The following is a 22,293-nucleotide window of genomic DNA, read 5'->3' on the forward strand; positions in this document are numbered from 1 at the left end:
ATCACTTCTCTTTGTTTTTATCTTCTTTTCTAAATTCCCAGAACAAACCAGTTAAAATATCTTTAACACGCTGTCTCTCTTCATCTGTTAAAGTTTCACCGCCATAAGCCATATCTACGTTTGAATCAAGTATTTTATCGAGTTCAATCAAATCATCTTTATCTGCCCAATCCGGAGTTTGATTTCGACCTAATAAATAATCAGTTGTGACATTAAAATAATCAGCAAGTGCTGTTAGGGTTTCTCTGTCGGGGCTTCGTTCCCCACGTTCATAACCAGAAATTGAAACTTTAGATACATGGATAATATCACCTAATTGTTGTTGGGTTAATTTCTTACTTTTTCTTAATTCTTTTAATCTGGTTCCAAAGTCCATGTTAACACCTCGTTTCTATTATGATTTTATCGTTAACAAACGGTTAACACAAGGAATACAAAAAAAGTTAACTAATTGTGTAATTTTTTATTGACAATTAACAGATAGTTAATTAAAATATAGTTAACTTGAAGTTAACAAAAGGAGGAACTTAAATGGTGCTAAAAAATCTAGAAAAAATTAGAAAGGAAAACGGCAAAACTTTTCAAGATGTAGCTGATAAAGCTGGTCTAACTAAAGAATTTTACTGGATGATCGAGAAAGGAAAAAGAAAACTTTCCTATGAAAATGCAGTCAAAATCGCTATGGTGTTTAATAAAGAACCAGACGATATTTTTTTAGAGACAGAGTTAACTAAAACGGAACTAAACTGAATGATGAGGAGATGATTCTAATGACACGACAAGAAAAAATAAAAAATCTGCTAAAACTCTCAATACAACCTAAAGTTGAAAACCCAACAATTTCACCAAATTATGAAATTAAATTAAATGATTGGACATTAGGACGTGGAGTAACAAATATTGAACTATTTATGCCAGCATCAGGCAAGCCAAAACTAAAAATCGAATGTTTTATAGATGAAGTTGATATAAAAGATGTTTTGGTAGGACCAGAAATTCTCCCTTTGAGTAAATACTTCAAAAATTCAAAAGGAGAATAACCAGAAATTATTTATTAATTACAATTGGAACAAGCTCACTATAATAAATTTCTGTTTCTAAAATATTGTCGGGATATTTTAAAGGAGGTTTCTAAATGAAATTTTTAATAATAGCAATATGGATATTTGGAATATTTTGTATTCAGACAATGCGTAAATTAGAACCTAGCAATAGTTGGTACCCTTTCTACGCATTGTTAGTTTTATTAATAATTACTAGTTATCTATTATCCGTCTAATATCGTACAAAAGTGTTTCTTTCATGTACAAGCTAGTCTTGCTGATGTCGCCACTAACGACTAATTCATAGAATTCCGTAAAATGATCGTAAGCTTTTTCTGGAACATAAGGTAAACATTTATAAAAGGAAGATTTTAATGCCATTTCAGATTTAGTACTAAGTGTATTGCCCATATATTCCCCGTAATATTTGAGAAAGTCTTCGAATAGAGTTCGAACATGGCTGGAGTATTGTTCATATTTTTTCTGCTGAACTTCTAACTTTTTTACTTTCAGTAAATACCGATTGTTAAGTAGTGTAGTTAAAATCGGTGAAATAAGGGCCACTAAAGCAACAATTACGGAAATTGTAATTGATAGATTAAATTTCATAATTATCACCTCGCTTTCGAGATGATTATACCAAATAAAAATAACGAGGAGGAATCCTTTTATGACACGCCAAGAAAAAATAAGCATCGTTTTAGATGCAAGACCTCGAATGATCCATATCATCAAATGTGCAAATGATGATCAACTCGATCGTCTAGTTGAAGAAGTCCAAAAAGAGCTTGAACGTGAATTAGACGAAGCAGCTTTCGTTTGATTCTTTAAATTAATAGTATAAAAAAATTGCTCGTATTGATATACGGGCGAATAAGAATATGAGGTGTTTAAACTGTTAAAAAAATCAAGTGTTATTCGAGAATCGTTAGTCGAAGTAATTAATAAGAGTGGTGAGACCAAAAAGGAAATAGCAAGACAAATCAACGTCTCTCAACAGTCATTAAGCGATTGGACAACATTGCTTAATACGAAGCCCGTGACGTTGGAAAATGCTCAGGCGTTAACGGATCATTTTAGAGATTCAGATTTCACTCTTCAAGTGATTCATGAGTTCTTTGGTTTATTTAAATCAATAGATGGTGATGTTTATAGAAGAGATCCATCTTCATTAGACAAGTTGCAAATGATTGAATCAGATGAGCGGAAACAGAAGAAGCAAGAAGTAGAAAAAATTCTTCTTAAACAAGTAAATTACTTAACTGTTGATGATCGTCAACAAATCATTGCATATGCTTATGAATTTTTAGATGAAATCATGGTGGAAGTAACACTAATAAGTGCATTATGCGAAATACTTGGAATCGATATTCGCAAGCTTAGTGAGGAACGGCTATCGTACTGGGTGGTACAAGGATATATGAAAGGATGATGGAAATGGAAACATTGGAAAATATTTTTCCAAAAAAAGTTGTCTTGAAGCGCAACAATAAAAGAAACATTGAAAAATTAACATACTCAGTTACAGAAGCAGCATTGGCCATAACAACAAATCCACAAAACGTAAAAGCTTTGATCGATATGGGGTACTTGGGTTGCTTAAAGATTGGAGAGATACGGATACCCAAAGCTGAAGTTAACCGTTTTTTAAACAATTATATGAACCAAGATTTGGCTAGTGAAATTTCAAATTTTAGAAAGGGGAAAAAAGTATGAAATCAAATTTTAGGATGAACGTCAGAGCAGGACTGCTACTGATGCTGATAGGTAGCGTTCTTTCAGCTTGGAACTGGCGTTTCGCTGCAATTTCATTTGGAACATTAGTGGTAACGTATCTAGTCCGCGAATCAATGAAAGAACATCCACAAAAAAGACCGACTAGCGACGGCCATCGCTAATCGGCAACATAACAAAATATCTTATCTGTATTTTAGCATGAAAGGAAGGCTAAAACAATGAACGATTTTGGACAAGCATTAGATCAGTATTTAACTACTCCAGAATGGGGCACACCACACGAAGAGGAGGAAGACGATGAGTAAGTCTACTTTAGAAATGAGCCATCAAGAATGGCTTGAGGATCGTCAAAAAGGTATTGGTGGTTCTGATGTTGGAACGATTTTAGGATTGAACAAATGGAAATCACCTTATCAATTATGGCTTGAAAAAACAGGGCAAGTCGTACTTGAAGAAATAGCAAGTGAGCCAGCTTATTGGGGCAATATCTTAGAAGAAGTAGTTGCTAAAGAGTTTCAAGAACGTACAGGTAAAAGGGTTCGCAGAAGAAACCAAGTCTTTGAACATCCATTGCATCCGTTTCTAAGAGCGAATATTGATCGTGATGTAGTGGGAGAAAATGCCATTCTGGAATGCAAAACAGCCAATCAATTTCTCGGCAAAGAGTGGGAAGGTGAAGAAGTACCACTCAGTTATCTCTGCCAAGTTCAACATTACATGAACGTTCTAAACAAAGACTATTGTTACATCGCTGTCTTAATCGGTGGTCAAAAATTTATCTGGAAGCGGATTGAACGAGATCAAGAGTTGATCGATACAATTACTGAACAATTAGTAGAGTTTTGGGAAACGAATGTTCTTGGAGGCATCGAGCCAGTTATTGACGGTAGTCAAGCGACAGCTGATTTCTTGAAAGAAAAGTATGCAGATGTTGAAGACGTTCAAACGGCGTTGCCAATTCGTTTTGATGAACTAGTTGAACAGAAAAACGAACTCAAACGGACTAAGAAAGAAATTGAATCAGCTATTCGACAGGTGGACAACGAGTTCATCAGTGAATTAGGTAAACGTGAAGCTAGTATCGGGATCACTCAAAAAAACATCATCAGTTGGAAACTTGTCCGTACGAGACGTATGAACTCGAAGAAACTAGCAGAGAAATATCCAGATATCGCAAATGATGAAGAGATTTATAACGTTACTGAATCAAGAAGGCTAACCGAAAAGGAGATCAAATAATATGGCAACAAATGAATCGTTAAAAAATCAATTGGCAGCAAAGCCACAGAAACAAGTTGCACCAGGTCAATTAGGACTTAAAGCTTTGATGAATACACCAACAATGAGAAAGAAGTTTGAAGAGGTGCTTCACGATAACGCTAATGCTTTTATGTCGAATGTGATGACACTGGTATCAAATGATAGCTATCTTGCTGACAGCGAACCAATGTCCATCATGAGCGGCGCACTGACTGCTGCGACATTGAATCTTGGGTTAGACAAGAATCTTGGATATGCCTATCTAGTTCCTTTTAATAGCAAAAACAAGCAAACAGGAAAATGGGAAAAGAAAGCTCAGTTTTTACTCGGCTACAAAGGGTACATCCAGTTGGCTCAACGGTCAGGTAAATATAAAGCATTGAATGTCATTGAAGTATATGAAGGCGAATTAAAAAGCTGGAATCGTCTTACTGAAGAGTTTGATTTCGATCCAAACGGACGGAAGTCAGATGAAGTTATTGGGTACGTGGGTTACTTTGAACTGCTAAACGGGTTTAAGAAAACTGTCTATTGGACCAAGCAAGAAATAGAAGCACATCGTATTGCGAACAGCAAAGATCGTGACAAAACCAAATTAAGCGGTGTGTGGGCATCAGATTACAATGCGATGGCTCGAAAAACCGTTCTTAGAAATCTCCTTTCTAAATGGGGAATTTTATCCGTTGAAATGCAAGAAGCCACCACCTCAGACGAAAAAGTACAAAAAGTCCAAGAAGATGGGAGCATCATTTCTGAAACAGAAGTCGAAGAGGATATCCCTGAAAGAAAAGAAGCAGAAAAAGTGGAAATAAATACTGACAATGGCTCAACAGCATTTGAAGAATATGCAGAATCAGTTCAGACAGATGAAGCACAAGAATCGCTGTTCGATGCATCGAATCCACCATTAAATAAATAGCGAGGGAGTTATCTCCCTCTTAACATCAAAACGAAAGGAGGAATACAATTGGATTACATCGGACAGCTTAATGCTTTTGACAATTGGCTTGAATATAACGAGCTTGGCGCTGGTCCCCAACTGCTTTGGTATAAGCTAATGGCTATAGCAAACAAAAGTGGATGGCAGAGCGAATTATCGATTGCCAATACAAGGCTACAAGCAATGACTAAAACGTCTGAAAAAACGTTGATTAACAATCGTAATCAATTGATCCAAAACGGACTCCTTCAATATAAAAAGAGAGGTCGCACTAAAGCAGGTATTTATCTTATTACTGATTTAACTGGAAATTTTACAGCAAAAAAGAAAGTAATTGATACAGTAGAAAATCCCACTACTGGAAATATTACAGTAAATAGTAAAGTAAATCCGAAAGTAAATAGGGAAGTAAATCCTTCAGTAGATTCTACAGTAAATCCTTCAGCTTATATAAACAATACAAAACAAGACAATACAAATAAAGAAGATGAAGACGACTTAGGCGTGTACGAATTTATTCAGGTCAGTTGGGGTAAACCACCAACAGGTCTTTTGCAAGGTGCATTAGGCCCAATGATCAAAAAATGGGGATCAGACATCATCCTGTTTGCGTTTAGACTAGCATTTGAGAATAGCGTTGAAATGCCCGGTCTAAAAAAATACGTTGAGGCAATATTGGAATCGTGGAATAAGCAAAATATCAAAACATTGGACGATGCTCTGAAAGCTCAAGAAGACTATAAAAATCGTAAGAAGAAACAGTCTTGCACTCCGAAATATCAAAAAAACGTCCGTCGAGAAAAATTGCCTGATTGGGTTGATAAACCTCAAAAAGAACAAAAGATTGATCCTGAGAAAAAAGCGGAAATCGACGCTAGATTCGAAGCCTATTTTTCTCGGACAAGTGATGAGAAGGAAGGCGCAAGCAATTGATCACAACAAAATATGGCAATAAGAAAACTCTCTATCGTGGTATCAAGTTCGATTCAAAAGCAGAAGCAGAGTACTACGACTTGGCACTGTGGCAAGCACAGGCGAATGGTTGGAAAGTGAAGCTCCAGGAAAGGTTTGAGCTGATGCCTAAGTTTGAACTAGAGGGCAAGAAGTATCGCAAGATCGAGTATATTCCCGACTTCACATTTTATAAAAACGGCAAACTTGTCAAAGTCGTAGATGTTAAAGGGATGCAGACAAAAGATTTCAAAATCAAAGCGAAACTCTTCTGCAGTCAATATCGAGTACCGCTGATCTTAGCGAAGAAATATCGGAATACGTTCAAGGAAGAACGGTTTTAACGAGGTGATCCATCATGACAACAGAAGAAGTGATTCAAATGCGTATTCGAAGCATTCAACGTGAGATTGACGATCTGGAGCGGACAAAGGCAGTGATGGTCAATGAAACGGCGAGGAAGGCAATTCATTTGCACATTGAGAATTTAAGAAGGAAAATTCGTAGATTGGAGGAATGAGCGTGGATAAGAAAGCAGCAATGAAACGAATTGCTGAATTAACCAAGTCAGAATCTTGGCAAGAAGACAAAGAAATAGTTGCAGAAGTCCAAAAGCTTGGTAAACCAATGTGGACTGAAAAGCCTAAACGGAAAACGCCGAGAAAAATTGCAATCTGGCATGGTGATCGAATTTTAGTAACAGGTACTGCTGAACAGTTATCTGAAATTACTGGATTAAGCAAAAATATTATTTGGGATAGGGCTAAACGCGAGAACGTTGATTCGAAAGGTCGTCAATTTAAATATTTGGAGGAGAAAAAATGCTAGACATGAAAATCGAAGATTATCGAATTACCAGTGATTCTAGAAACATTGTCTTATCGAAGGTAAGAAGAGACGAAGAAGGAAACATCCGCTACACCGAAGCAAAAGAAGAATCACGAGCAGATATCGGCTACTTTCAAACGGTCTCATCGTGTTTAAAGGCGATACAACGCGATTACGTGTTAAGTGAAGAAAGAACGATAAAAAGTATTATCGAGTACAAAAAAGCGTTAGAAAACATCACTAGACAGTTTGAACAGGCATGTGAGATTGAGGAGGAGAAATAATGAGAACAGTCATTCAGGGAAAAGAAATCACAGTAACAATTAAGTCAGAGCGAGAATTAGACACACAAGAAATAATTGCGGCACACCAATTGGCTACTGGGAATTTTGAAGCTTTATTTATCAAAGAAGATAGCAAAACATCCAATACCAACAAAGAAGTAAAAACAAAATCTGTAGAAAAAGATATTCCGAAGTGGATCCAAGTAGAAATCACATGCCCTGTATGTACTCATGAAAGCAGAACAACAACTAAATATGGCAACGTATTTACAAAATGTCCAAGTTGTAAGACACCTTTGTATAACAAATATGCAACAGGAATTGCTGGTGAACATGATAAAGCAGGCAACTACTATTATGCTCAGGAGGTCTTACGTCCTAAAAATGGAGGATTGACTGACGAGGAACAAGAACTATTAAAATCAATGAGCCAAGTAGTGACTAGTGAAAACGATGGATAAAATCAATGAATTGTTAAGCAAATATGATTTCCCTTTACCCGTTCTAAGCGATGTCAATCATCGCTTGGAATGCTGCAAAGAAGAAGCATATGTTGCTCAGCAACTTAGATATTTAGAAAACTTAGTGAAGTTTGGAAAAGTAAATTTGAAAGTGGAGGAAAAGTAATGGGTGATATGAGTGAATACTGGAAAGATATTAAACCGCATCTAAAAGAACGTAGAAAACAACATGTCAGAAAGATGGGCAATTCAGCAACTAAAAATATTGAAACCTTGGGATTTGAATTTACTCATTATCCAAACAATCATCAATTTGCAATTAATACCCATAATGGAATTATTGACTACTGGGGAACTACAGGAACGTGGATTGAGCGCAAAACAAAAAAACGTGGTAAAGGGATACGTAGTTTGAGGAAATATATTAATCAGGAGGACAGCAAATGATACCGAGATTTCGAGCGTGGGATAAGCGAAAGAGCGTTATGAGAGAAGTAGCAGTCTTACATTTTACTAAAGGTGGCAAGGTCAACAGTATCGAATATTGGAAGACGCCTTCCGAATTGAAATCGTATCATGTACGAAATTTAGTCCTCATGCAATCCACAGGGCTGAAAGATAAAAATGATGTTGAGATTTTCGAGGGGGATATTGTATTAGTCAGCGTACAAAATGGATTCGACTATTTAGATAATAAAGTTTGTATTGTCAAAAATTCAATAGGACATTCGGGATTAGTGTGTGCCACTGTTGATGAAGATTTAGAGTATCGAATTTTTAACACAGAGCTGTTTGAAGAATACACGTATGAAGTCATCGGAAATATATACGAGAATAGCGAGTTATTGGAGGAATAAGATGAAATACATCATTACCACTGACAACGAGGAACAAGGTTGGCTTGATTCCTTTAACACTTGGTCAGGTCATTCTTACGAAATGAATCAAGAGGTTAAAGAAGATCATCTTGATTGTGTGGAAACGAATATTGATAGATTTAATAATGAGGTTGCTTGTGGACCGGCAATTAGATTGGAGGAACAGTGATGAATAAACAGGAATTGATTGAAAAATACGAGACAGAAGTCGAATTTGAGTAAGGAGGATAAAAAGAATGAACACATTAGAGTTTAAAGAAGGTCAAACCTATGTTTGCACAAAATCAGATGAACGATGGTGGACAGTAGGTAAAGAATATCCAGTATTTTTGGATAGTGACAACGAACCAGTAATTAAAGATGATGATGGTGACAAGCGGTATTCAAGCTATATAAGAACATTTAACAATCAATTTAAACTAAAAGAGGAACAACCAAAAGTAACACTAGACGAAACGCAAAAGCCAGTGGTACCGAAGTTTGTGGCGGAGTGGTTTGAGGATAATAAAGATGATTTAGAATTTGCCATTTGGGAATTGTGTGTAGATTCTTATGGTTCTGCTCAGCAAGGGATGTTGGATTGGATTCAACAATCCGAAAACAAACCAATCGAAACCCTTGTCCGCATGAAAGACGGCTACGAGGTCGAGAAAGAGCCGTTGTACAGTGTAATAATTGCTGGCGATTACCTTTTCAAGGAGATCAGTTGCAGTAATGAAGTTAAACTAGTATCAACAGCTTACCTGCTGCAATACCTTGCACACCACTACCAACTGACCGAAAAACAGATTAAAGAAATTGATGAAAGATACTGGCCATTTGCTGTGCCAGTGGAAGAGGTGGAAATAGCAGAAAGCGAGGAATAACATGTTGAAAATTGTTATCGGGACAAATGAAGGAAAAGTATTATGTATTTCAAATAACAAAGACGAGATCAAAGCATCAATGGTTAATTATTTGATTGATACCGACCAAGAACCAACAGAAGATTTCTTCGAATCTCGAAACTGGGGTGAATATGATATTGAGGTATACGAGTATCATCAACCGCAACTCAACGAGAATCAGCAGATTGTGTTGGAGTGGTTGAAATATCCGTTGAATGACATACCTAATCGATTTGCCAAAAACTATTTTGCGTATGTCACGTGTTTATTTTTAGGACAAGCGCCTGATAAAGTTTTAAAAGCCTATCAAGAATTGTCACTTGAACAGCGAAGACAAGTCCTAGCAGCATTCGCTCAATGGGGAGAACAGGAGGAACAGTGATGAAAAAATTTGAATTTTCATATAACTACAAGGGAGTAGACAAGTGGGTAATCATTGGAGCTAGTAATGAAGAGGATGCTTATAGAAGATTTGTTTTTGCTTATATGCACTGCGAAGTAGAAGAAGTAGAGGAGGAACAGCGATGAGTATAACAGTAAAAGAGCTGCTAGATGTGGTTGGTTCTGGAACGGCTTTTTGGGTTCGTACAGCTAATCAAGGTGAGTGCATTAATTATTCTCGTGAAGAGGTTTTTGGACGTTTTTCACATAGAGATATTTTTGAAATACGTTGCGAAGATACAGATGAGCTAGTTATCGTGTTGGAGGAAGAGGAATGAAAGAACAAACATACTACGCAATTGATTCTGAAAATGGTTATGTGAGAGGGTTGAATGTTGATGGGTCGCTAAGTTTGGGCGGTAGAAATGTCATTAAAAACCTGAGCGATAATTACATGTATGTAAAATATTTAATCGATTTGATTCATGAGTATACAGACCATGAAGTGAGTCTGAAAAAAATCGCGATAACGATGGAGGAAAAAGAATGAAACTAAAAGACGGATTTTACGCTAGTAGCCACGGTATCGGCGGTTTAATGCTAGACATGCCGACAAAGAATCCTAAAACACGTGAGAAACCAAAATTCAAAGTCGGTGACATGGTTCGATGTGAAGCAGAAGAGTTCATCTATCCATTTCGTGGATATGTAGAACACGTCTATAATCACTCAGCAATCATTCGCATTGAAAACACGATGGAATGTGACAAGTGGTTAGCGAAAAGCAAAGAGAATTTAGCAGTGGTGAGATTGGTGGATATGGAACTAATCAATGACAAATAAAAAAGCCGGATCGCTCCGACCGTTCTAATAAATTCCACAAGTTTATTATATCACATAAAGGAGCGGTTTGACTTGATGCAATTGTTACGAGAGGTAGATTTCAAACAGACAAGATGTAATGCGAGAGATGTGCTGAAGAACTTTCGGCGTTTGGAGCGGATGGCAGGTCGCTCTTTGATAGATATTAAGTCGCCGATTATTACGGATATGCCTAAGGCACCGAAGCATGGCAATAAGGCAGAAGACGCGATCATTCAGATGATGGATATAGAAGCAGAGAGAGATGCGATTTTAGCGGCTTTGATGGCACTTAGTCTGATTAGCCGTCAGATACTCTACTACAGCTTCTGTGACGTAAATAAGCACTCTAATTATGAAATAGGGCAATTGATACGAGGATACGGTGAAAAGAATGTAGAGAAGCTGAAATCCATCGCATTGATCGAATTTGCTGAAGCATACAAAAAAGGCGTGTTAGTTCAGTATCGTTGATTTTGTAGGGTTTTTGTAGGGATAGTGTAGGCTTTTTAAGCGGTTTAACGTGATATTATGATAGTGTCGAAAGATTAGGAAACAGGACTTCGACAAAATAAAATGTAAGGGAGGAAATCTCCCTCATCGTTTTAAATTAAGCTTCGATAGATAGCAGCAAATATGAAGAAAAGGATGTGAACTCAACTCCTTCTGAATTCTTCGTATGCTGCTGTCTATTAAATTATTTAAGGAGGGGATTGTATGCATCATTATATTACTAAATATCAAGATGAAAATGGAAAATTGAGAATTGTATCATGGTTACAAATTAATCTATTTAACAAATCTTACTGTTTTTCAAAAAAAGAGCTAGCTGTCCCTAAAGACAACTAGCAGTAATCTTATTTTTTGGTCCATTTGTTTCCTGGCTTAGAAGTTGGAGGAAGTCTGTCTCCTTTATCGATAGTAGCATTATGACCTTTAGGAACATTTCCTCCTTTTGGACCAACTTCTTTGTACTTACCGGCAGGCTTATTATCTTCGCCTGGTTTGAAAAGATTACTCATATTTTTCACCACCTTTTAATTTATTTCAGCGGACCACTCGCTGATAACTAAAATTATACGCTTAGTATTTATTTTCACAATATTAATTTGTCGCTGTGGCGGAAAGGGTAGACGCTAAGCATGTGTGCTAGGTCAATGCTTCGGCAACCATGCAATGTTCGATTCATTGCCAGTGACTTTGGGTTTATGTTAATCCCAAACTACCAGTTAGTAAAAACACAATGATGTCTGGTGCATAGCAACTGCTGACAGGAAAGTTGTTAATGTAAAGCGATTCGAACGGACTATACCTGACAGAGATGTCCTATTGTCGAATTGAGTATCAGAGCTGGAAACCTCAACTGATGCACCTGTCAATTAGCAACCGAGGTATTGAGGAAGTGGGTAGGCGCAGGAAGTATTAGACTTGTCTGTGTGTAGGTTGCTATTACATATTAGATCACTCTTTGAGTGGTCTTTTTATTTTGCATAAAGGAGGTCACGTGATGAGAAAACTACTAGATAAGTTAAGAAGACTCATCCGCCAACGGAATGGAGTGGTAACGACATGAGAAACTGCTGGTATGTATCACTAACAAACCGATATCCGCAACCGAACACTGATGATCCAGTGAGGGTTGTCCAATCAGTCCAAATAAAAAAGAAGTACTCCATCATTGAAATGGCCAGAGAAGCAACACCAAAAGAGATTGATAAATGCAAACTTCTTTATTGCTGTCATGGTTTCTATTCAGATAAACACATACAGGGAAATCTTTCAAAGTATGTGTAGATTACAAAACAAATGTTGCAAACAAGCGAGGTGGTGTCACATGTGAAGAAATACGAACTAGCTAAAGATGATTATGAAAAAGGGTTGAAGTATAGAGAAATAGCGGAAAAGTATGGTGTATCCATCAGCACAGTAAAGTCATGGAAATCCCGTTACTGGTCTCGAGAAAAGGTTGCAACCAAGAACGCAACTATTCCGAACAACAAAGGAGCGCCAGAGGACAACAAAAACGCTGTTACCCATGGCCTTTTTGCCAATTGGTTACCTTCTGAAACATTAGAAATTATGAATGAGGTTGCAACCTCTAAACCTGAGGATATATTATGGAATAATATCATGATCCAGTACACGGCTATTATCCGAGCACAGAAAATCATGTATGTTGATTATGAGGGTAGTTTGTCCAAAGAAGTTTCTAAGTGGTCCTCGAGTGATTCTGGAAGTTCAGAAGAATATGCTATTCAATATGCTTGGGACAAGCAAGCTAATTTCATGAATGCACAATCAAGGGCTATGAGCACGCTATCTAGCTTAATTAGACAATTTGTCTCTATAGCTGATGAACATGATGAACGTAGAAAGAAACTAGAATACATGGATGTACAAGTCAATTTAGCAAAAGCACAATTGAAGCAGTTAGATGATGGTTATGATTCGTCAGAAGAACAAACAGTGATTGTTGATGATATCCCGATGATTGAAAGTGAGGTTGATTCAAATGGGAATGAAAGCCAAGACGAAGCCTCAGATTAAACTAACTGGAATGATTAACCCACATTTTTATAAGATGTGGCACACACAGCGCCCTTATATCTTAATGAAAGGTGGACGTGGTTCATTTAAGTCGTCAGTAATCAGCTTAAAGCTCGCGACTGAAATGAAGAAACATACGCAAGCAAAGCATAAAGTCAATGTTGTTTGCATGATGAGTCAGCACAAGTATTTACGTGATGCGGTTTATCTTCAAATCAAATGGGCATTGAATATGCTTGGGATTGCTAATGAGTATAGGTATCGAATGTCGCCATTGACGATCATCCACAAGCGAACTGGTTCAGCATTCTACTTCTATGGCGTTGATGATCCATTGAAACTTAAATCTAATGCGATAGGCGATATTATCTCATTGTGGTATGAAGAAGCTGCTAACTTTCAAAGTAGTGAAGTATTTGATCAAACAAATGCTACGTTTATTCGCCAACGCTCTAAGTATGTGGACCAAGTAAAAGTTTATTATTCGTGGAACCCGCCAAAAAATCCATACGATTGGGTCAATGAATGGGTAGAGAAATGTAAAGAGCTGGATGATCACTTAGTGGACCATTCTACTTACTTAGATGATGAATTAGGTTTTACTGATCCACAACAACTTAAACTAATAGAGACTTACCGCAAGAATGACGAAGACTATTACAAGTGGCTCTATCGTGGTGAAGTCATTGGATTAGGGACTCATATCTACAATATGAATCATTTCCAACCTTTAGATAAAATGCCGGATAATGACTACATAGCGAATCTTTATTTCTCAATCGATAGTGGTCACCAGGTATCTGCAACAACATGCGGGTGTTACGCGCTTACTAGAAAGAAGAACGTAATCTTGTTAGACACGTATTACTATAGCCCGGCAGGTAAAGCAAATAAGAAAGCACCGACCGAACTATCAAAAGACTTGCATGATTTCATTGATCGTTGCCAGGCTGAATATGATAAATATGCGTATCAAATTACGATTGATTCGGCGGAAGGCGCATTAAGAAATCAGTATTATCTAGATTACAATGTTCGACTGCACACAGTAGCTAAAGCTAAAAAAGTAGACATGATTGATCACGTTCAAAGCTTACTTGCACAAGGTAGGTTTTTTTATTTGGAAAAAGAAAGCAATAAGATATTTATTGAGGAACACAAAAAGTATCAATGGGACGAAGACACGTTGAACAGTGATGATCCAAAAGTTATTAAAGAGGATGATCACTCTTGTGATGGTTTTCAATATTTTGTACGTGATAATCTTCAAGACTTAGACCTGAAATGGTAGGTGAGAAAATGGGAGTATTCCAAACGATTAAAAGTATATTCAAGAGAGGAGTTGATAGCGTGAATATGAGTTATACTGGTCGTGATATTGCTAAGGTAACGGATCATCCTAAAATAGGGATTGATTCAAGAGAATACGATCGGATTGCAAGAAACTTTAGGTACTATTCCAATCTATTTCCTGATATACAATATCGTAATTCATACGGGGAAACACAGAAAAGAGAATTTAAGTCCCTAAATATCACCAAGACAGCTTCTAGACGGTTAGCGAGTATCATCTTTAATGAGAAGTGCAAAGTAGCACTAAAAGACAAGGAGGAACAAGCAGAAGCTTCGAAAAGCATCCAATCAGCTGTAGAGTTCCTAGATAAAACACTTTATGACAACAATTTCTACAATCTATTTGAGTTGAACCTTGAAAAAGGGATTGCTGCAGGCGGTTTTGCTATGCGTCCTTACGTTGACGGTGACAAGATCAAAATTTCATGGATCCGTGCGGATCAATTCTATCCGTTGCGATCAAATACTAACGAAGTAAGTGAATGCGCCATTGCAACAAAGACCATTCAAACAGAAGGTGACGTGAATTACTACTATACGTTGCTAGAATTCCATGAATGGCAAGATGATAAGTATGTTATCAGTAATGAGCTTTATAAATCTGATAACGATAATATTGTTGGTAAACAAATTTCATTAGCGGTTCTTTATCCTGATTTGGCTGAAACTGTCACATTAGAAGGATTGAAAAGACCGCTTTTTGCATACTTTAGAACACCTGGTGCGAATAACAAATCGTTAGAAAGTCCATTGGGCGCTGGTATTGTCGATAACTCAAAAGAGATTCTGGACACAATCAACACAACGCATGATCAATTTGCTTGGGAAATTCAGTTAGGTCAACGACGTGTTGTTGTTCCTGCAGAGTTTCTTAGAGTAGATCAATTGCGCCCGCCGCTGTTCGACACTGATCAGAATGTTTTTGCTGGTGTGTATGGTGCTGAAAATATCGGGGTTAAGGATATCACTACACCTATTCGGACGGTTCAGTATAAGGATGCTATTAGTCATCTGATCAAAGAGTTTGAGGTGCAAGTAGGTTTATCTGTTGGCTCAATGAACTATGCAGACGATGGGATTAAAACGGCAACAGAGATTGTTTCTAACAATTCTATGACGTATCAAACGCGTTCAAGCTATTTAACGATGGTTGAAAAAGTTATTAACGAACTAATCCATTCTATTTTTGAGCTTGCGGGATACGGAGAAATGTTTGAAAGCGAGAAACCGCTATTCTCTATTGAATATGATAGTTATTTAGTAACAGTTAGTTTTGAGGATGGTCTATTTGTCGATCGTAACAAACAATTAGAAAATGATCTAAAGGCTGTAACTGCTGGCGTAATGCCTAAGAAACAGTTTCTTATCCGTAATTACAATCTAAACGAAGAGGAATTAGAAGATTGGTTAGCTGCATTAAAAGATGAAATGCCAGAAGCGGGATCAACCGAACGGCGTAGTCAAGATGCCTTATTCGATTTAGGTGATTAATTATGATTACACCAGAAAAGATGCAAAAGACTGCGAATTCAATTATTAATATCTATTCAGAACTGGAAGACCGAATCTTTAACATCATAATCAAAGCGTTAAAACAGTCTCGTTTTCAAGATGTTGCAAAAGAAGACGTGCTTTTGTGGCAAGTAAATCAACTTTCTAAAATGGGTACACTGAACGATAAAGTTATTGATTTGTTAGCAAGTTATACTGGCGAAACTCAAGAAGCGATTGAACAATTGATTAAAGGAAACGGCGTGAAGATCGTTGATGAAATAGACCGTGAGCTTGAGCGAATGGTGCATAAAAGTATTCCTGTATCTGACGACGTAAATAAAATTCTAGACTCTTTGGTTCGTCAAACTTTCCAAGACTTAAATAATAATGTCAATCAAACGCTGATCACTACTAATTTCAATGAGAATGCAGTCATGAGAGCTTATCAAGCAATTCTCAAACAATCAACCATCGAATCTATGACAGGTCTTAAAACGCATGAGAAAGCCGTAAAAGATAACGTCTACAAAATGGTTGATATGGGAATCAAATCGGGTTTTGTTGATAAAGCTGGTCGAGAGTGGTCGATGGAAGCTTACTCGAGAACAGTGATTCAATCCACCTCACACAGAACGTTTAATGATCTTCGTTTGAAACGAATGGAGGACTTCAACTGTGTCACTGCATTAATGAGTAGTCATCCAGCAGCTCGCGAAGCCTGTGCGCCAATCCAAGGCGGATGGGTATTAACTGTGCCGAAAAATGAAGCGCCAGAAGAATTCAAGCATTTACCATCTATTTACGATCACGGATACGGCGAGCCAAGCGGAACGCAAGGAATTAACTGTACACATATTCTTTATCCTGGCCGTCCTGATGTGAACACAAACAATCAGCCGCGATATGATCCAGAAGAAGTACAAAGAAATGCTGAGATCCAGCAAAAGCAAAGAAGATTAGAGCGTGATATTCGTTACCAGAAAAAGCGAATGAATGCGGCGTTAGAGTTGGAAGATCCCGAAACTGTCCAGATGTGCAAACAAGTGATTGCTAACAAACAGAAACAGTTAAGAGAGCTTATCAACGAACATGAGTTCTTAGTTCGTGATTACAGTAGAGAACAAGTACAAAGTTAATAATTTTAGGCTTAGCAATCGCTAGTCTTTTTATTTTGCCCCGAATACGGCGTTAAACTGTTCAATCCATCGAGGGCGTAGCCTCGTTAAACAACGAAAGGATGAATGAAATGAAACGAGAAGAATTAAAAGAATTAGGTTTAACAGACGAACAGATTGGATCAGTAATGGCTTTGCACGGCGTAACTGTAAACGAACTGAACAGCAAGGTGTCTACCGCGGAACAGCAAGCGACTAAGTATCAAGAACAGTTAGACAAAAATCAAAGTGAGCTTGATGACTTTAAAGCAAAGTCTAAAGGGAACGAAGATTTGGAACAGCAAGTGACTGATTTACAAACGCGCCTTGACCAAAACAAAACCGATTCTGAACAACAGATTGCAGATATTAAGAAATCATCAGCAATTGACTTAGCTCTAACTCAAGCTGGAGCTAAAAACATTAAGGCTGCTAAAGCCTTATTAGATGGCGAATCATTGGAACTGACAGACGAAGGATTAAAAGGATTAGACGACCAACTGGCCGCGCTTAAAGAAAGCGACGGTTATTTATTTGGCCAATCTGAACAGGTTCCACCTAATACCGCCGGTAAGAAGGCTACCTTTTCTGGGAATGCTAGTTCTGCGCAAAACGTTGAAGAAGATGCATTCGCTAAAGCATTAGGAGTTTTACCAAACAAAAATTAAATTTGGAGGGAATAAAATATGGCAATTAATTACATTACAAAAGACAATGGGATTTTCGATCAGAAGATCACTCAAGGATTATTAACGACGATCTTAGGTATTCCACAAGTTGAATTAGTGAACGGTGGTAAATCATTTACATTGACTACTATTTCAACTTCTGGTTTAAAAAACCACACACGCAACAAAGGATTTAACAGTGGAACTTACGGAAATGACAAAAAAGTTTATACAATGGGACAAGATCGTGACGTTGAATTCTACATCGATAAACAAGATGTTGATGAAACAAATCAAGATTTGGCAGTAGCTAACATCTCAAATGTATTTATTACAGAACACGTGCAACCTGAAATTGATGCTTACCGTTTCTCTACTTTAGCTGCAGGCGCAGGCAAGACTAAGGAAGAGACAATTACTGAGAAAAATGCTTACTCTGCAATTAAAGCTGCTATTTTACCAGCACGTAAATTCGGCCCGCAAAACCTAGTAGCGTTTGTATCAACAACAGTAATGGATGCACTAGAACGATCTACTGAGTTCACTCGTAACATTACCAATCAAAACGTTGGTCAAACCGCCTTAGAATCCCGAGTAACTTCGTTGGATGGTGTGTTGTTAGTCGAGGTTTGGGACGACACTCGTTTTAAAACAAAATACAATTTTTCAGATGGATACGTTGCTACCTCTGATGCAAAAGACATCAATATCTTAGTTGTCGCTAAACAAGCAGTTATCCCCGTGGTTAAAGAAAACACCGTCTTCTTGTTTGCGCCAGGCGAACATTCACAAGGTGATGGCTACTTATATCAAAACCGCTTATACCACGACTGCTTTATCAAAGAACAACAAAAAGAAGGTGTATCTGTCTCTTTGGCCCCAAAAGGATAGACCCATCCGGCGTAACTTTGAATAAAACAACAGCTACGCTAACGGTGGGAGCAACAGAAACATTGTCTGCTGCTGTATCACCAGAAACGGCAACTGATAAATCAGTCAAATTTACCTCTAGCGATGAAACAATTGCAACAGTAACACCAGTGCAAGGAAAGGTTACTGCTATTAAAGTAGGAGCTACGACGGTCACAGCGACAACCGTAAATGGTAAAACTGCTACGTGTGAAGTCACGGTAACCGCAGCAAGCGAAGGATAGTGTAGTAGCTATCCTTTTTTATTGAAAGGAGGCAGTTATGAGCTATCTTACGCACGATGAATATTTAAAATCAGGATTCAACAAAGTATCAGTTTCGGAGTTTGATGACTTAGAAAAATGTGCTGCACGTCAACTTAATCGAGTGACAGGAGATTTCTACATGAGACATTCTTTAGCTGATGATACGTTCAAATATCGAGTGGATAAGTTCAAAATCGCAATGGCTGTCCAAATTGAATATTTGAAGTCAGTTGGAGTTACTTCGTTATCAGACTTACTAAATGCTTCCCCTTCAAGTGTAAGCGTTGGTCGTATGCGTATTGAATCTGGAAGCACGAATGCAGCAACAGTTGGCAGAACGATGGTTGCAACAGAGGCTTATAACGAGTTGATCTATACAGGACTTCTTTACAAGGGAGTTGACTATCGATGATTCCTTTAATGCCAAAAGAACTTTGTAACCAGTCAATTACTTTGAGGCTGCTAGATGGTCATGACAAATGGCAAAAACCTATCTTTTCAGACCCAATCACGATTAATCATATGATTTTCCAACCTCAAACAGTGTACAGCGGTAGTAATAACAATCGGCAAGTGGTAGCCAACGCTATCGCTTTTTTGTTTGCTGGAGTATCTGATCCGATGCCAGTGATTAATAAAAATCATGTTGGGTCAAAGATTGACTTTGAAGGTGAGACTTACACTATCACGACGATCGTAGATAACCGTAATCCATACAGTAACGAAGTCTACTCGTATGAGTTGGAGGTGCTGTAATGCTACATGTGAAAGTCAAAAAAAATGGTGTAGATCGTAAGTTGTCCGTGATGAATATCAATTCAGCAATGTATTATATGACATCTCAAATGCACATGGATATGAATCTATATGTGCCTAAACGCCAAGGAAATTTAAGGGACAAATCTTTCGTTAACAAAAACCGAATAACTTATGCTGCTCCTTATGCACGAGCTCAATTTAGAGGGTTTGTTAACGGCAGCAGAGTCAGAAACTATACGACTCCAGGTACCAGCCGTCGTTGGGATCTTAGAGCAAAAGCTAATCATATGGATAGTTGGCGTAGAGCGTTTATCAAAGGAGGAAACTTGTAATGGATTTATGGGAACGATTATCTGACTCGATAGATTCTATTCAAGGCCTTCCAATGCCATGCTCGATGGGGTTCCTTAATGGGGAAGACACGCTTTGTGTTTATTCGATGCCAGGTAGTCGGACAGTAGAAGAATACTTTGACGGCACGAAAGAACGTGAAATGCTCTATGAGGTCGGATTTAACACTAAAGACCAAGAAAAAGCCAACAAAACATTATGGCTTATATCAAATCATTTAGACGAACTCTCAACTCTGAAGTCAGAAGATGAGAGCTTCGTCTTTTTAGGTATCGAAATAAGTGAGACTCCTTTCGTAAGCGAACAGGACGTGCAAGGGAACTCAACTTATTTATTAGGTATCAAAATCACCATTCATCAATTCAAAAATTAGGAGGAAATTTAAATGGCAGAAAATAGTAAAGAATTTTTACTAAACTTTAAAAACAAATTGGAAATCGATACTTCAGGAAGTACAGATTTAGATAAAATCGCATCGGCTAAATTCGCACCATTAGCAGCAGGGATCACAACTATTACTCCGGCTGCAGCGGACACTACAGATGCATCCCATTACTACGATGGAGAAGGATTCGCTGATTCCACTGTAACTGGTAAAAATATCACGTTCCAAGTTGCGGGACACCGTGTATTTGGAGATCCAGCTCAAGATTATGTAGCGTCTAAATTCTTGTCAATCGGAGATGAATTACGCACGTTAGCACAATGGACTGATGCCAAAGGGAATAAGGTTCAAGCGGTCGTTACACTGACTTCTATTGTACCGTTTGGCGGTGCAGCCAATGCTAAACAAACCTTCAGCTTCACAATGGCATTCAATGGGAAACCTAAAATGGTGAAAGCGGGGGAGTAATTAGCCCTACCAGTGTAGCGTTGAATAAAACGACGACTTCACTTGTGGTTGGGGCAAACGAAACCTTAACAGCTACCGTTTTACCGGCAGACGCAACAGATAAAATAGTGACATGGAAATCAAGCGATGCAACTATTGCAGGTGTTGATTCAACAGGGAAAGTTTCAGGAGTTAAAGCTGGAACTGCAGATATCACAGTGACTACTAAAGATGGTAGCAAGACTGCTAAATGCACAGTAACCGTTACAGCTGCATAAAAAAAGATTGAGAATGTATAACTAGAGGCTATGAAGCCTCTGGTTATTAGGAGGAAAACGAATGGCTATTAACAATATTATCAATTTAGATGAAAAGTTATCACTAACTAAACGATTACGAATTGCTGGTCAAGACTACGATGTCATTATTTCTGATGAGGTAGATCAAGCATTAGCTAACTATACAAACATTGAAGTATCTGTCCAACTGCGAGACATGGTTTCTAAGTTAAAAAAAATGGACGATACAGAAACGGCTACAGCAGATCAGTATAAATCATTTACTCAAAATGAAATTGATTCAATGCGAGATAGCGCCTTAGCTACGTTAGATGCAGTTTTAGGTGAAGGAGAAGGCCGACGTGTTTATGAATTTTATGGTTCAAGCACAAAAGTTCTGAACACAGTTATCGGATTGATTCAAGCAGAACTGGATAAGGTAATGGTCGAACGAAAGAAAGCAGCAGACAAACATTACAGCAACCGTCACAAAAATAATAAAAAGAAGTGATCTGATTGTTTGATTTAATTGATGATTTAGAGACAAGCATCTTAATTGATGATATTGAAATACCAATCGATCTTTCTTTCGATACAGTTCTTAAATTCTATGAGTTGTTAGAAGACAAGAATCTCAAATCTTTTGAAAAGATATACAAAGCTTTCGACCTCTTTTATTTCGGTGACGATAATTTTGCTAAGAGATTTACCTTTGACCAAAAAAGTAAATTTGTGGAAGACATCATCAACTACATTCAAAAAAATGCTTATGGTAACTCTGAAAGTGATGAATCATTCGAGACTGACGGGCAACCAGAAAAACTATATTCGTACTCACAAGATGCTGGTGCAATCTATGCGTCTTTTTTTGCGGATTATGGAATCGATTTGCTGACTCAAAGAGGAAAGATGCACTACTTAACGTTCAAAGCGTTACTGGCTGGATTGAGTGAGAAAACACACTTTCAACGCATCTTATCTATTCGCTCAAGAAGTGTTGCTGGCTTAGAAGGGGAAGCATTAACGGCTTTGTTAGAACTGCAAGAATACTATGCGATTGATTCTGAAAAGACTGTAAGCAACTTAGACAATCAGCTTGGAAGCATGTTCGACATGTTAGCTGCACAAGCTAAAAATTAATTAAATACACAATAAATGGAAAGGAGGAAAA

At 37.7% G+C, this 22,293-nt stretch carries 45 protein-coding genes; 42 read left to right on the plus strand and 3 right to left on the minus strand.

Annotation, left to right across the window (positions count from 1 at the left end; translation table 11 throughout):
- Window position 1: 1 nt before the first annotated feature.
- The gene (locus ED2_RS04775) at window positions 2-376 is read right to left on the minus strand and encodes a helix-turn-helix domain-containing protein (RefSeq protein WP_002324032.1); all 375 of its coding nucleotides are present in this window, start codon (window positions 374-376) and stop codon (window positions 2-4) included.
- A gap of 155 nt (window positions 377-531) precedes the next feature.
- Between ED2_RS04775 and ED2_RS04780 the strand changes: the two genes are divergently transcribed.
- A complete protein-coding gene (locus ED2_RS04780; RefSeq protein ID WP_002337216.1) occupies window positions 532-750 on the plus strand; it encodes a helix-turn-helix transcriptional regulator in 219 nt (72 codons plus the stop codon).
- A 20-nt stretch (window positions 751-770) separates the two neighbouring features.
- Entirely contained in the window at window positions 771-1,040 is a 270-nt protein-coding gene (locus ED2_RS04785; protein ID WP_002301567.1) for a hypothetical protein, read from the plus strand.
- A gap of 216 nt (window positions 1,041-1,256) precedes the next feature.
- Here ED2_RS04785 and ED2_RS04790 read toward each other — a convergent pair whose 3' ends face one another.
- Window positions 1,257-1,652, minus strand: coding sequence for a hypothetical protein (locus ED2_RS04790; protein WP_002330127.1), 396 nt, complete (start codon window positions 1,650-1,652; stop codon window positions 1,257-1,259).
- Between the two features lie 61 nt (window positions 1,653-1,713).
- Between ED2_RS04790 and ED2_RS15615 the strand changes: the two genes are divergently transcribed.
- The 24 genes from ED2_RS15615 (at window position 1,714) to ED2_RS15970 (ending at window position 11,360) form a co-directional block, all read left to right on the plus strand.
- Window positions 1,714-1,866 (plus strand): hypothetical protein, encoded by a 153-nt coding sequence (locus ED2_RS15615; protein ID WP_002319160.1) that lies wholly within the window; start codon window positions 1,714-1,716, stop codon window positions 1,864-1,866.
- A gap of 63 nt (window positions 1,867-1,929) precedes the next feature.
- Entirely contained in the window at window positions 1,930-2,475 is a 546-nt protein-coding gene (locus tag ED2_RS04795) for a hypothetical protein (RefSeq protein WP_002319161.1), read from the plus strand.
- A complete protein-coding gene (locus ED2_RS04800) occupies window positions 2,472-2,759 on the plus strand; it encodes a DNA-binding protein (RefSeq protein WP_173284484.1) in 288 nt (95 codons plus the stop codon). The genes ED2_RS04795 and ED2_RS04800 overlap by 4 nt, the downstream gene beginning before the upstream one ends.
- Complete coding sequence (locus ED2_RS04805; RefSeq protein ID WP_025481325.1) at window positions 2,756-2,941, plus strand: hypothetical protein; 186 nt, start codon at window positions 2,756-2,758, stop codon at window positions 2,939-2,941. The genes ED2_RS04800 and ED2_RS04805 overlap by 4 nt, the downstream gene beginning before the upstream one ends.
- A gap of 136 nt (window positions 2,942-3,077) precedes the next feature.
- Entirely contained in the window at window positions 3,078-4,019 is a 942-nt protein-coding gene (locus ED2_RS04810) for a YqaJ viral recombinase family nuclease (protein ID WP_016176552.1), read from the plus strand.
- Window position 4,020: 1 nt separating this feature from the next.
- Window positions 4,021-4,959: a recombinase RecT gene (locus ED2_RS04815; protein WP_016176553.1), complete on the plus strand. Its 939-nt coding sequence runs from the start codon at window positions 4,021-4,023 to the stop codon at window positions 4,957-4,959.
- Between the two features lie 48 nt (window positions 4,960-5,007).
- Window positions 5,008-5,913: a DnaD domain-containing protein gene (locus ED2_RS04820; protein ID WP_016176554.1), complete on the plus strand. Its 906-nt coding sequence runs from the start codon at window positions 5,008-5,010 to the stop codon at window positions 5,911-5,913.
- Window positions 5,910-6,275 (plus strand): DUF1064 domain-containing protein, encoded by a 366-nt coding sequence (locus ED2_RS04825; RefSeq protein ID WP_016176555.1) that lies wholly within the window; start codon window positions 5,910-5,912, stop codon window positions 6,273-6,275. Before ED2_RS04820 ends, ED2_RS04825 begins: the two co-directional genes overlap by 4 nt.
- 14 nt (window positions 6,276-6,289) lie before the next feature.
- On the plus strand, window positions 6,290-6,451 hold the full coding sequence (locus ED2_RS04830) for a hypothetical protein (protein ID WP_016176556.1): 162 nt from the start codon (window positions 6,290-6,292) through the stop codon (window positions 6,449-6,451).
- A 2-nt stretch (window positions 6,452-6,453) separates the two neighbouring features.
- Window positions 6,454-6,759, plus strand: coding sequence for a hypothetical protein (locus tag ED2_RS04835; protein WP_016252647.1), 306 nt, complete (start codon window positions 6,454-6,456; stop codon window positions 6,757-6,759).
- The gene (locus tag ED2_RS04840; RefSeq protein WP_002311437.1) at window positions 6,753-7,043 is read left to right on the plus strand and encodes a hypothetical protein; all 291 of its coding nucleotides are present in this window, start codon (window positions 6,753-6,755) and stop codon (window positions 7,041-7,043) included. The genes ED2_RS04835 and ED2_RS04840 overlap by 7 nt, the downstream gene beginning before the upstream one ends.
- Window positions 7,043-7,504 carry a hypothetical protein gene (locus tag ED2_RS04845; RefSeq protein WP_016176558.1) on the plus strand — a complete coding sequence of 154 codons (462 nt, stop codon included), beginning with the start codon at window positions 7,043-7,045 and terminating at the stop codon, window positions 7,502-7,504. Before ED2_RS04840 ends, ED2_RS04845 begins: the two co-directional genes overlap by 1 nt.
- On the plus strand, window positions 7,497-7,670 hold the full coding sequence (locus ED2_RS15620) for a DUF6877 family protein (protein ID WP_016176559.1): 174 nt from the start codon (window positions 7,497-7,499) through the stop codon (window positions 7,668-7,670). The genes ED2_RS04845 and ED2_RS15620 overlap by 8 nt, the downstream gene beginning before the upstream one ends.
- Entirely contained in the window at window positions 7,670-7,951 is a 282-nt protein-coding gene (locus ED2_RS04855; protein WP_016176560.1) for a hypothetical protein, read from the plus strand. The genes ED2_RS15620 and ED2_RS04855 overlap by 1 nt, the downstream gene beginning before the upstream one ends.
- Window positions 7,948-8,361, plus strand: a complete 414-nt coding sequence (locus ED2_RS04860; RefSeq protein ID WP_016176561.1) for a YopX family protein — start codon at window positions 7,948-7,950, stop codon at window positions 8,359-8,361. The genes ED2_RS04855 and ED2_RS04860 overlap by 4 nt, the downstream gene beginning before the upstream one ends.
- Before the next feature lies 1 nt (window position 8,362).
- The gene (locus tag ED2_RS04865) at window positions 8,363-8,551 is read left to right on the plus strand and encodes a hypothetical protein (RefSeq protein ID WP_016252648.1); all 189 of its coding nucleotides are present in this window, start codon (window positions 8,363-8,365) and stop codon (window positions 8,549-8,551) included.
- 67 nt (window positions 8,552-8,618) lie between these two features.
- Window positions 8,619-9,248 carry a DUF1642 domain-containing protein gene (locus ED2_RS04870; protein ID WP_016252649.1) on the plus strand — a complete coding sequence of 210 codons (630 nt, stop codon included), beginning with the start codon at window positions 8,619-8,621 and terminating at the stop codon, window positions 9,246-9,248.
- Window position 9,249: 1 nt separating this feature from the next.
- On the plus strand, window positions 9,250-9,651 hold the full coding sequence (locus ED2_RS04875) for a hypothetical protein (protein WP_016176564.1): 402 nt from the start codon (window positions 9,250-9,252) through the stop codon (window positions 9,649-9,651).
- Window positions 9,651-9,797, plus strand: a complete 147-nt coding sequence (locus ED2_RS15625; RefSeq protein ID WP_016176565.1) for a hypothetical protein — start codon at window positions 9,651-9,653, stop codon at window positions 9,795-9,797. Before ED2_RS04875 ends, ED2_RS15625 begins: the two co-directional genes overlap by 1 nt.
- Window positions 9,794-9,988: a hypothetical protein gene (locus ED2_RS04880; protein ID WP_016176566.1), complete on the plus strand. Its 195-nt coding sequence runs from the start codon at window positions 9,794-9,796 to the stop codon at window positions 9,986-9,988. Before ED2_RS15625 ends, ED2_RS04880 begins: the two co-directional genes overlap by 4 nt.
- Complete coding sequence (locus ED2_RS04885) at window positions 9,985-10,200, plus strand: hypothetical protein (protein ID WP_016176567.1); 216 nt, start codon at window positions 9,985-9,987, stop codon at window positions 10,198-10,200. The genes ED2_RS04880 and ED2_RS04885 overlap by 4 nt, the downstream gene beginning before the upstream one ends.
- Entirely contained in the window at window positions 10,197-10,493 is a 297-nt protein-coding gene (locus tag ED2_RS04890) for a hypothetical protein (RefSeq protein ID WP_016252650.1), read from the plus strand. Before ED2_RS04885 ends, ED2_RS04890 begins: the two co-directional genes overlap by 4 nt.
- A gap of 75 nt (window positions 10,494-10,568) precedes the next feature.
- Complete coding sequence (locus tag ED2_RS04895) at window positions 10,569-10,985, plus strand: ArpU family phage packaging/lysis transcriptional regulator (RefSeq protein WP_002318885.1); 417 nt, start codon at window positions 10,569-10,571, stop codon at window positions 10,983-10,985.
- 243 nt (window positions 10,986-11,228) lie between these two features.
- Window positions 11,229-11,360: a hypothetical protein gene (locus tag ED2_RS15970; RefSeq protein WP_002330140.1), complete on the plus strand. Its 132-nt coding sequence runs from the start codon at window positions 11,229-11,231 to the stop codon at window positions 11,358-11,360.
- Between the two features lie 8 nt (window positions 11,361-11,368).
- Here ED2_RS15970 and ED2_RS14790 read toward each other — a convergent pair whose 3' ends face one another.
- Window positions 11,369-11,533, minus strand: coding sequence for a YjzC family protein (locus ED2_RS14790; RefSeq protein WP_002330141.1), 165 nt, complete (start codon window positions 11,531-11,533; stop codon window positions 11,369-11,371).
- Window positions 11,534-12,080: 547 nt separating this feature from the next.
- Between ED2_RS14790 and ED2_RS15975 the strand changes: the two genes are divergently transcribed.
- The 16 genes from ED2_RS15975 to ED2_RS04975 all read left to right on the plus strand — a co-directional run bounded on the left by ED2_RS15975 (window position 12,081) and on the right by ED2_RS04975 (window position 22,262).
- On the plus strand, window positions 12,081-12,305 hold the full coding sequence (locus ED2_RS15975) for a hypothetical protein (protein ID WP_025481328.1): 225 nt from the start codon (window positions 12,081-12,083) through the stop codon (window positions 12,303-12,305).
- Between the two features lie 42 nt (window positions 12,306-12,347).
- A complete protein-coding gene (gene terS, locus ED2_RS04905; RefSeq protein ID WP_016176571.1) occupies window positions 12,348-13,058 on the plus strand; it encodes a phage terminase small subunit in 711 nt (236 codons plus the stop codon).
- Window positions 13,024-14,349 carry a PBSX family phage terminase large subunit gene (locus ED2_RS04910; protein WP_016176572.1) on the plus strand — a complete coding sequence of 442 codons (1,326 nt, stop codon included), beginning with the start codon at window positions 13,024-13,026 and terminating at the stop codon, window positions 14,347-14,349. The genes terS and ED2_RS04910 overlap by 35 nt, the downstream gene beginning before the upstream one ends.
- Window positions 14,343-15,902, plus strand: coding sequence for a phage portal protein (locus ED2_RS04915; RefSeq protein ID WP_025481329.1), 1,560 nt, complete (start codon window positions 14,343-14,345; stop codon window positions 15,900-15,902). The genes ED2_RS04910 and ED2_RS04915 overlap by 7 nt, the downstream gene beginning before the upstream one ends.
- 2 nt (window positions 15,903-15,904) lie before the next feature.
- Window positions 15,905-17,041 (plus strand): phage minor capsid protein, encoded by a 1,137-nt coding sequence (locus ED2_RS04920; RefSeq protein WP_016176574.1) that lies wholly within the window; start codon window positions 15,905-15,907, stop codon window positions 17,039-17,041.
- 110 nt (window positions 17,042-17,151) lie between these two features.
- On the plus strand, window positions 17,152-17,727 hold the full coding sequence (locus tag ED2_RS04925) for a phage scaffolding protein (RefSeq protein ID WP_016176575.1): 576 nt from the start codon (window positions 17,152-17,154) through the stop codon (window positions 17,725-17,727).
- A gap of 18 nt (window positions 17,728-17,745) precedes the next feature.
- Complete coding sequence (locus ED2_RS04930) at window positions 17,746-18,618, plus strand: hypothetical protein (RefSeq protein ID WP_016176576.1); 873 nt, start codon at window positions 17,746-17,748, stop codon at window positions 18,616-18,618.
- A 17-nt stretch (window positions 18,619-18,635) separates the two neighbouring features.
- A complete protein-coding gene (locus ED2_RS04935; RefSeq protein WP_025481330.1) occupies window positions 18,636-18,881 on the plus strand; it encodes an Ig-like domain-containing protein in 246 nt (81 codons plus the stop codon).
- Window positions 18,882-18,918: 37 nt separating this feature from the next.
- The gene (locus ED2_RS04940) at window positions 18,919-19,314 is read left to right on the plus strand and encodes a hypothetical protein (RefSeq protein WP_002300152.1); all 396 of its coding nucleotides are present in this window, start codon (window positions 18,919-18,921) and stop codon (window positions 19,312-19,314) included.
- Complete coding sequence (locus ED2_RS04945; RefSeq protein WP_016176578.1) at window positions 19,311-19,658, plus strand: putative minor capsid protein; 348 nt, start codon at window positions 19,311-19,313, stop codon at window positions 19,656-19,658. The genes ED2_RS04940 and ED2_RS04945 overlap by 4 nt, the downstream gene beginning before the upstream one ends.
- Window positions 19,658-19,993 carry a minor capsid protein gene (locus ED2_RS04950; RefSeq protein ID WP_016176579.1) on the plus strand — a complete coding sequence of 112 codons (336 nt, stop codon included), beginning with the start codon at window positions 19,658-19,660 and terminating at the stop codon, window positions 19,991-19,993. The genes ED2_RS04945 and ED2_RS04950 overlap by 1 nt, the downstream gene beginning before the upstream one ends.
- The gene (locus ED2_RS04955; protein ID WP_016176580.1) at window positions 19,993-20,385 is read left to right on the plus strand and encodes a phage tail terminator protein; all 393 of its coding nucleotides are present in this window, start codon (window positions 19,993-19,995) and stop codon (window positions 20,383-20,385) included. Before ED2_RS04950 ends, ED2_RS04955 begins: the two co-directional genes overlap by 1 nt.
- Before the next feature lie 12 nt (window positions 20,386-20,397).
- Complete coding sequence (locus ED2_RS04960; RefSeq protein WP_016176581.1) at window positions 20,398-20,865, plus strand: phage tail tube protein; 468 nt, start codon at window positions 20,398-20,400, stop codon at window positions 20,863-20,865.
- Window positions 20,866-20,885: 20 nt separating this feature from the next.
- Window positions 20,886-21,122 (plus strand): Ig-like domain-containing protein, encoded by a 237-nt coding sequence (locus tag ED2_RS04965; protein ID WP_025481331.1) that lies wholly within the window; start codon window positions 20,886-20,888, stop codon window positions 21,120-21,122.
- 61 nt (window positions 21,123-21,183) lie between these two features.
- Window positions 21,184-21,633 carry a hypothetical protein gene (locus tag ED2_RS04970; protein ID WP_016176582.1) on the plus strand — a complete coding sequence of 150 codons (450 nt, stop codon included), beginning with the start codon at window positions 21,184-21,186 and terminating at the stop codon, window positions 21,631-21,633.
- 5 nt (window positions 21,634-21,638) lie between these two features.
- A complete protein-coding gene (locus tag ED2_RS04975; protein ID WP_016176583.1) occupies window positions 21,639-22,262 on the plus strand; it encodes a Gp15 family bacteriophage protein in 624 nt (207 codons plus the stop codon).
- Window positions 22,263-22,293 lie beyond the last annotated feature (31 nt).

Source organism: Enterococcus durans NBRC 100479 = LMG 10746 (assembly GCF_001544215.1).
GTDB classification, from domain to species: domain Bacteria; phylum Bacillota; class Bacilli; order Lactobacillales; family Enterococcaceae; genus Enterococcus_B; species Enterococcus_B durans.

Coding starts and splice junctions, on each gene's coding strand:
- ED2_RS04955 (WP_016176580.1), top strand. CDS start 19,993: ATGGATTTATGGGAACGATTATCTGACTCGATAGATTCTATTCAAGGC.
- ED2_RS04780 (WP_002337216.1), top strand. CDS start 532: ATGGTGCTAAAAAATCTAGAAAAAATTAGAAAGGAAAACGGCAAAACT.
- ED2_RS04840 (WP_002311437.1), top strand. CDS start 6,753: ATGCTAGACATGAAAATCGAAGATTATCGAATTACCAGTGATTCTAGA.
- ED2_RS04910 (WP_016176572.1), top strand. CDS start 13,024: ATGGGAATGAAAGCCAAGACGAAGCCTCAGATTAAACTAACTGGAATG.
- ED2_RS04885 (WP_016176567.1), top strand. CDS start 9,985: ATGAAAGAACAAACATACTACGCAATTGATTCTGAAAATGGTTATGTG.
- ED2_RS15620 (WP_016176559.1), top strand. CDS start 7,497: ATGGATAAAATCAATGAATTGTTAAGCAAATATGATTTCCCTTTACCC.
- ED2_RS04870 (WP_016252649.1), top strand. CDS start 8,619: ATGAACACATTAGAGTTTAAAGAAGGTCAAACCTATGTTTGCACAAAA.
- ED2_RS04865 (WP_016252648.1), top strand. CDS start 8,363: ATGAAATACATCATTACCACTGACAACGAGGAACAAGGTTGGCTTGAT.
- ED2_RS04920 (WP_016176574.1), top strand. CDS start 15,905: ATGATTACACCAGAAAAGATGCAAAAGACTGCGAATTCAATTATTAAT.
- ED2_RS04815 (WP_016176553.1), top strand. CDS start 4,021: ATGGCAACAAATGAATCGTTAAAAAATCAATTGGCAGCAAAGCCACAG.
- ED2_RS04950 (WP_016176579.1), top strand. CDS start 19,658: ATGCTACATGTGAAAGTCAAAAAAAATGGTGTAGATCGTAAGTTGTCC.
- ED2_RS04845 (WP_016176558.1), top strand. CDS start 7,043: ATGAGAACAGTCATTCAGGGAAAAGAAATCACAGTAACAATTAAGTCA.
- ED2_RS04945 (WP_016176578.1), top strand. CDS start 19,311: ATGATTCCTTTAATGCCAAAAGAACTTTGTAACCAGTCAATTACTTTG.
- ED2_RS04855 (WP_016176560.1), top strand. CDS start 7,670: ATGGGTGATATGAGTGAATACTGGAAAGATATTAAACCGCATCTAAAA.
- ED2_RS15615 (WP_002319160.1), top strand. CDS start 1,714: ATGACACGCCAAGAAAAAATAAGCATCGTTTTAGATGCAAGACCTCGA.
- ED2_RS04915 (WP_025481329.1), top strand. CDS start 14,343: ATGGTAGGTGAGAAAATGGGAGTATTCCAAACGATTAAAAGTATATTC.
- ED2_RS04800 (WP_173284484.1), top strand. CDS start 2,472: ATGATGGAAATGGAAACATTGGAAAATATTTTTCCAAAAAAAGTTGTC.
- ED2_RS04890 (WP_016252650.1), top strand. CDS start 10,197: ATGAAACTAAAAGACGGATTTTACGCTAGTAGCCACGGTATCGGCGGT.
- ED2_RS04895 (WP_002318885.1), top strand. CDS start 10,569: ATGCAATTGTTACGAGAGGTAGATTTCAAACAGACAAGATGTAATGCG.
- ED2_RS14790 (WP_002330141.1), bottom strand. CDS start 11,533: ATGAGTAATCTTTTCAAACCAGGCGAAGATAATAAGCCTGCCGGTAAG.
- ED2_RS04970 (WP_016176582.1), top strand. CDS start 21,184: ATGGCTATTAACAATATTATCAATTTAGATGAAAAGTTATCACTAACT.
- ED2_RS15970 (WP_002330140.1), top strand. CDS start 11,229: ATGCATCATTATATTACTAAATATCAAGATGAAAATGGAAAATTGAGA.
- ED2_RS04785 (WP_002301567.1), top strand. CDS start 771: ATGACACGACAAGAAAAAATAAAAAATCTGCTAAAACTCTCAATACAA.
- ED2_RS04775 (WP_002324032.1), bottom strand. CDS start 376: ATGGACTTTGGAACCAGATTAAAAGAATTAAGAAAAAGTAAGAAATTA.
- ED2_RS04830 (WP_016176556.1), top strand. CDS start 6,290: ATGACAACAGAAGAAGTGATTCAAATGCGTATTCGAAGCATTCAACGT.
- ED2_RS04860 (WP_016176561.1), top strand. CDS start 7,948: ATGATACCGAGATTTCGAGCGTGGGATAAGCGAAAGAGCGTTATGAGA.
- ED2_RS15625 (WP_016176565.1), top strand. CDS start 9,651: ATGAAAAAATTTGAATTTTCATATAACTACAAGGGAGTAGACAAGTGG.
- ED2_RS04960 (WP_016176581.1), top strand. CDS start 20,398: ATGGCAGAAAATAGTAAAGAATTTTTACTAAACTTTAAAAACAAATTG.
- ED2_RS15975 (WP_025481328.1), top strand. CDS start 12,081: ATGAGAAACTGCTGGTATGTATCACTAACAAACCGATATCCGCAACCG.
- ED2_RS04805 (WP_025481325.1), top strand. CDS start 2,756: ATGAAATCAAATTTTAGGATGAACGTCAGAGCAGGACTGCTACTGATG.
- ED2_RS04875 (WP_016176564.1), top strand. CDS start 9,250: ATGTTGAAAATTGTTATCGGGACAAATGAAGGAAAAGTATTATGTATT.
- ED2_RS04790 (WP_002330127.1), bottom strand. CDS start 1,652: ATGAAATTTAATCTATCAATTACAATTTCCGTAATTGTTGCTTTAGTG.
- ED2_RS04930 (WP_016176576.1), top strand. CDS start 17,746: ATGGCAATTAATTACATTACAAAAGACAATGGGATTTTCGATCAGAAG.
- ED2_RS04925 (WP_016176575.1), top strand. CDS start 17,152: ATGAAACGAGAAGAATTAAAAGAATTAGGTTTAACAGACGAACAGATT.
- ED2_RS04810 (WP_016176552.1), top strand. CDS start 3,078: ATGAGTAAGTCTACTTTAGAAATGAGCCATCAAGAATGGCTTGAGGAT.
- ED2_RS04880 (WP_016176566.1), top strand. CDS start 9,794: ATGAGTATAACAGTAAAAGAGCTGCTAGATGTGGTTGGTTCTGGAACG.
- ED2_RS04940 (WP_002300152.1), top strand. CDS start 18,919: ATGAGCTATCTTACGCACGATGAATATTTAAAATCAGGATTCAACAAA.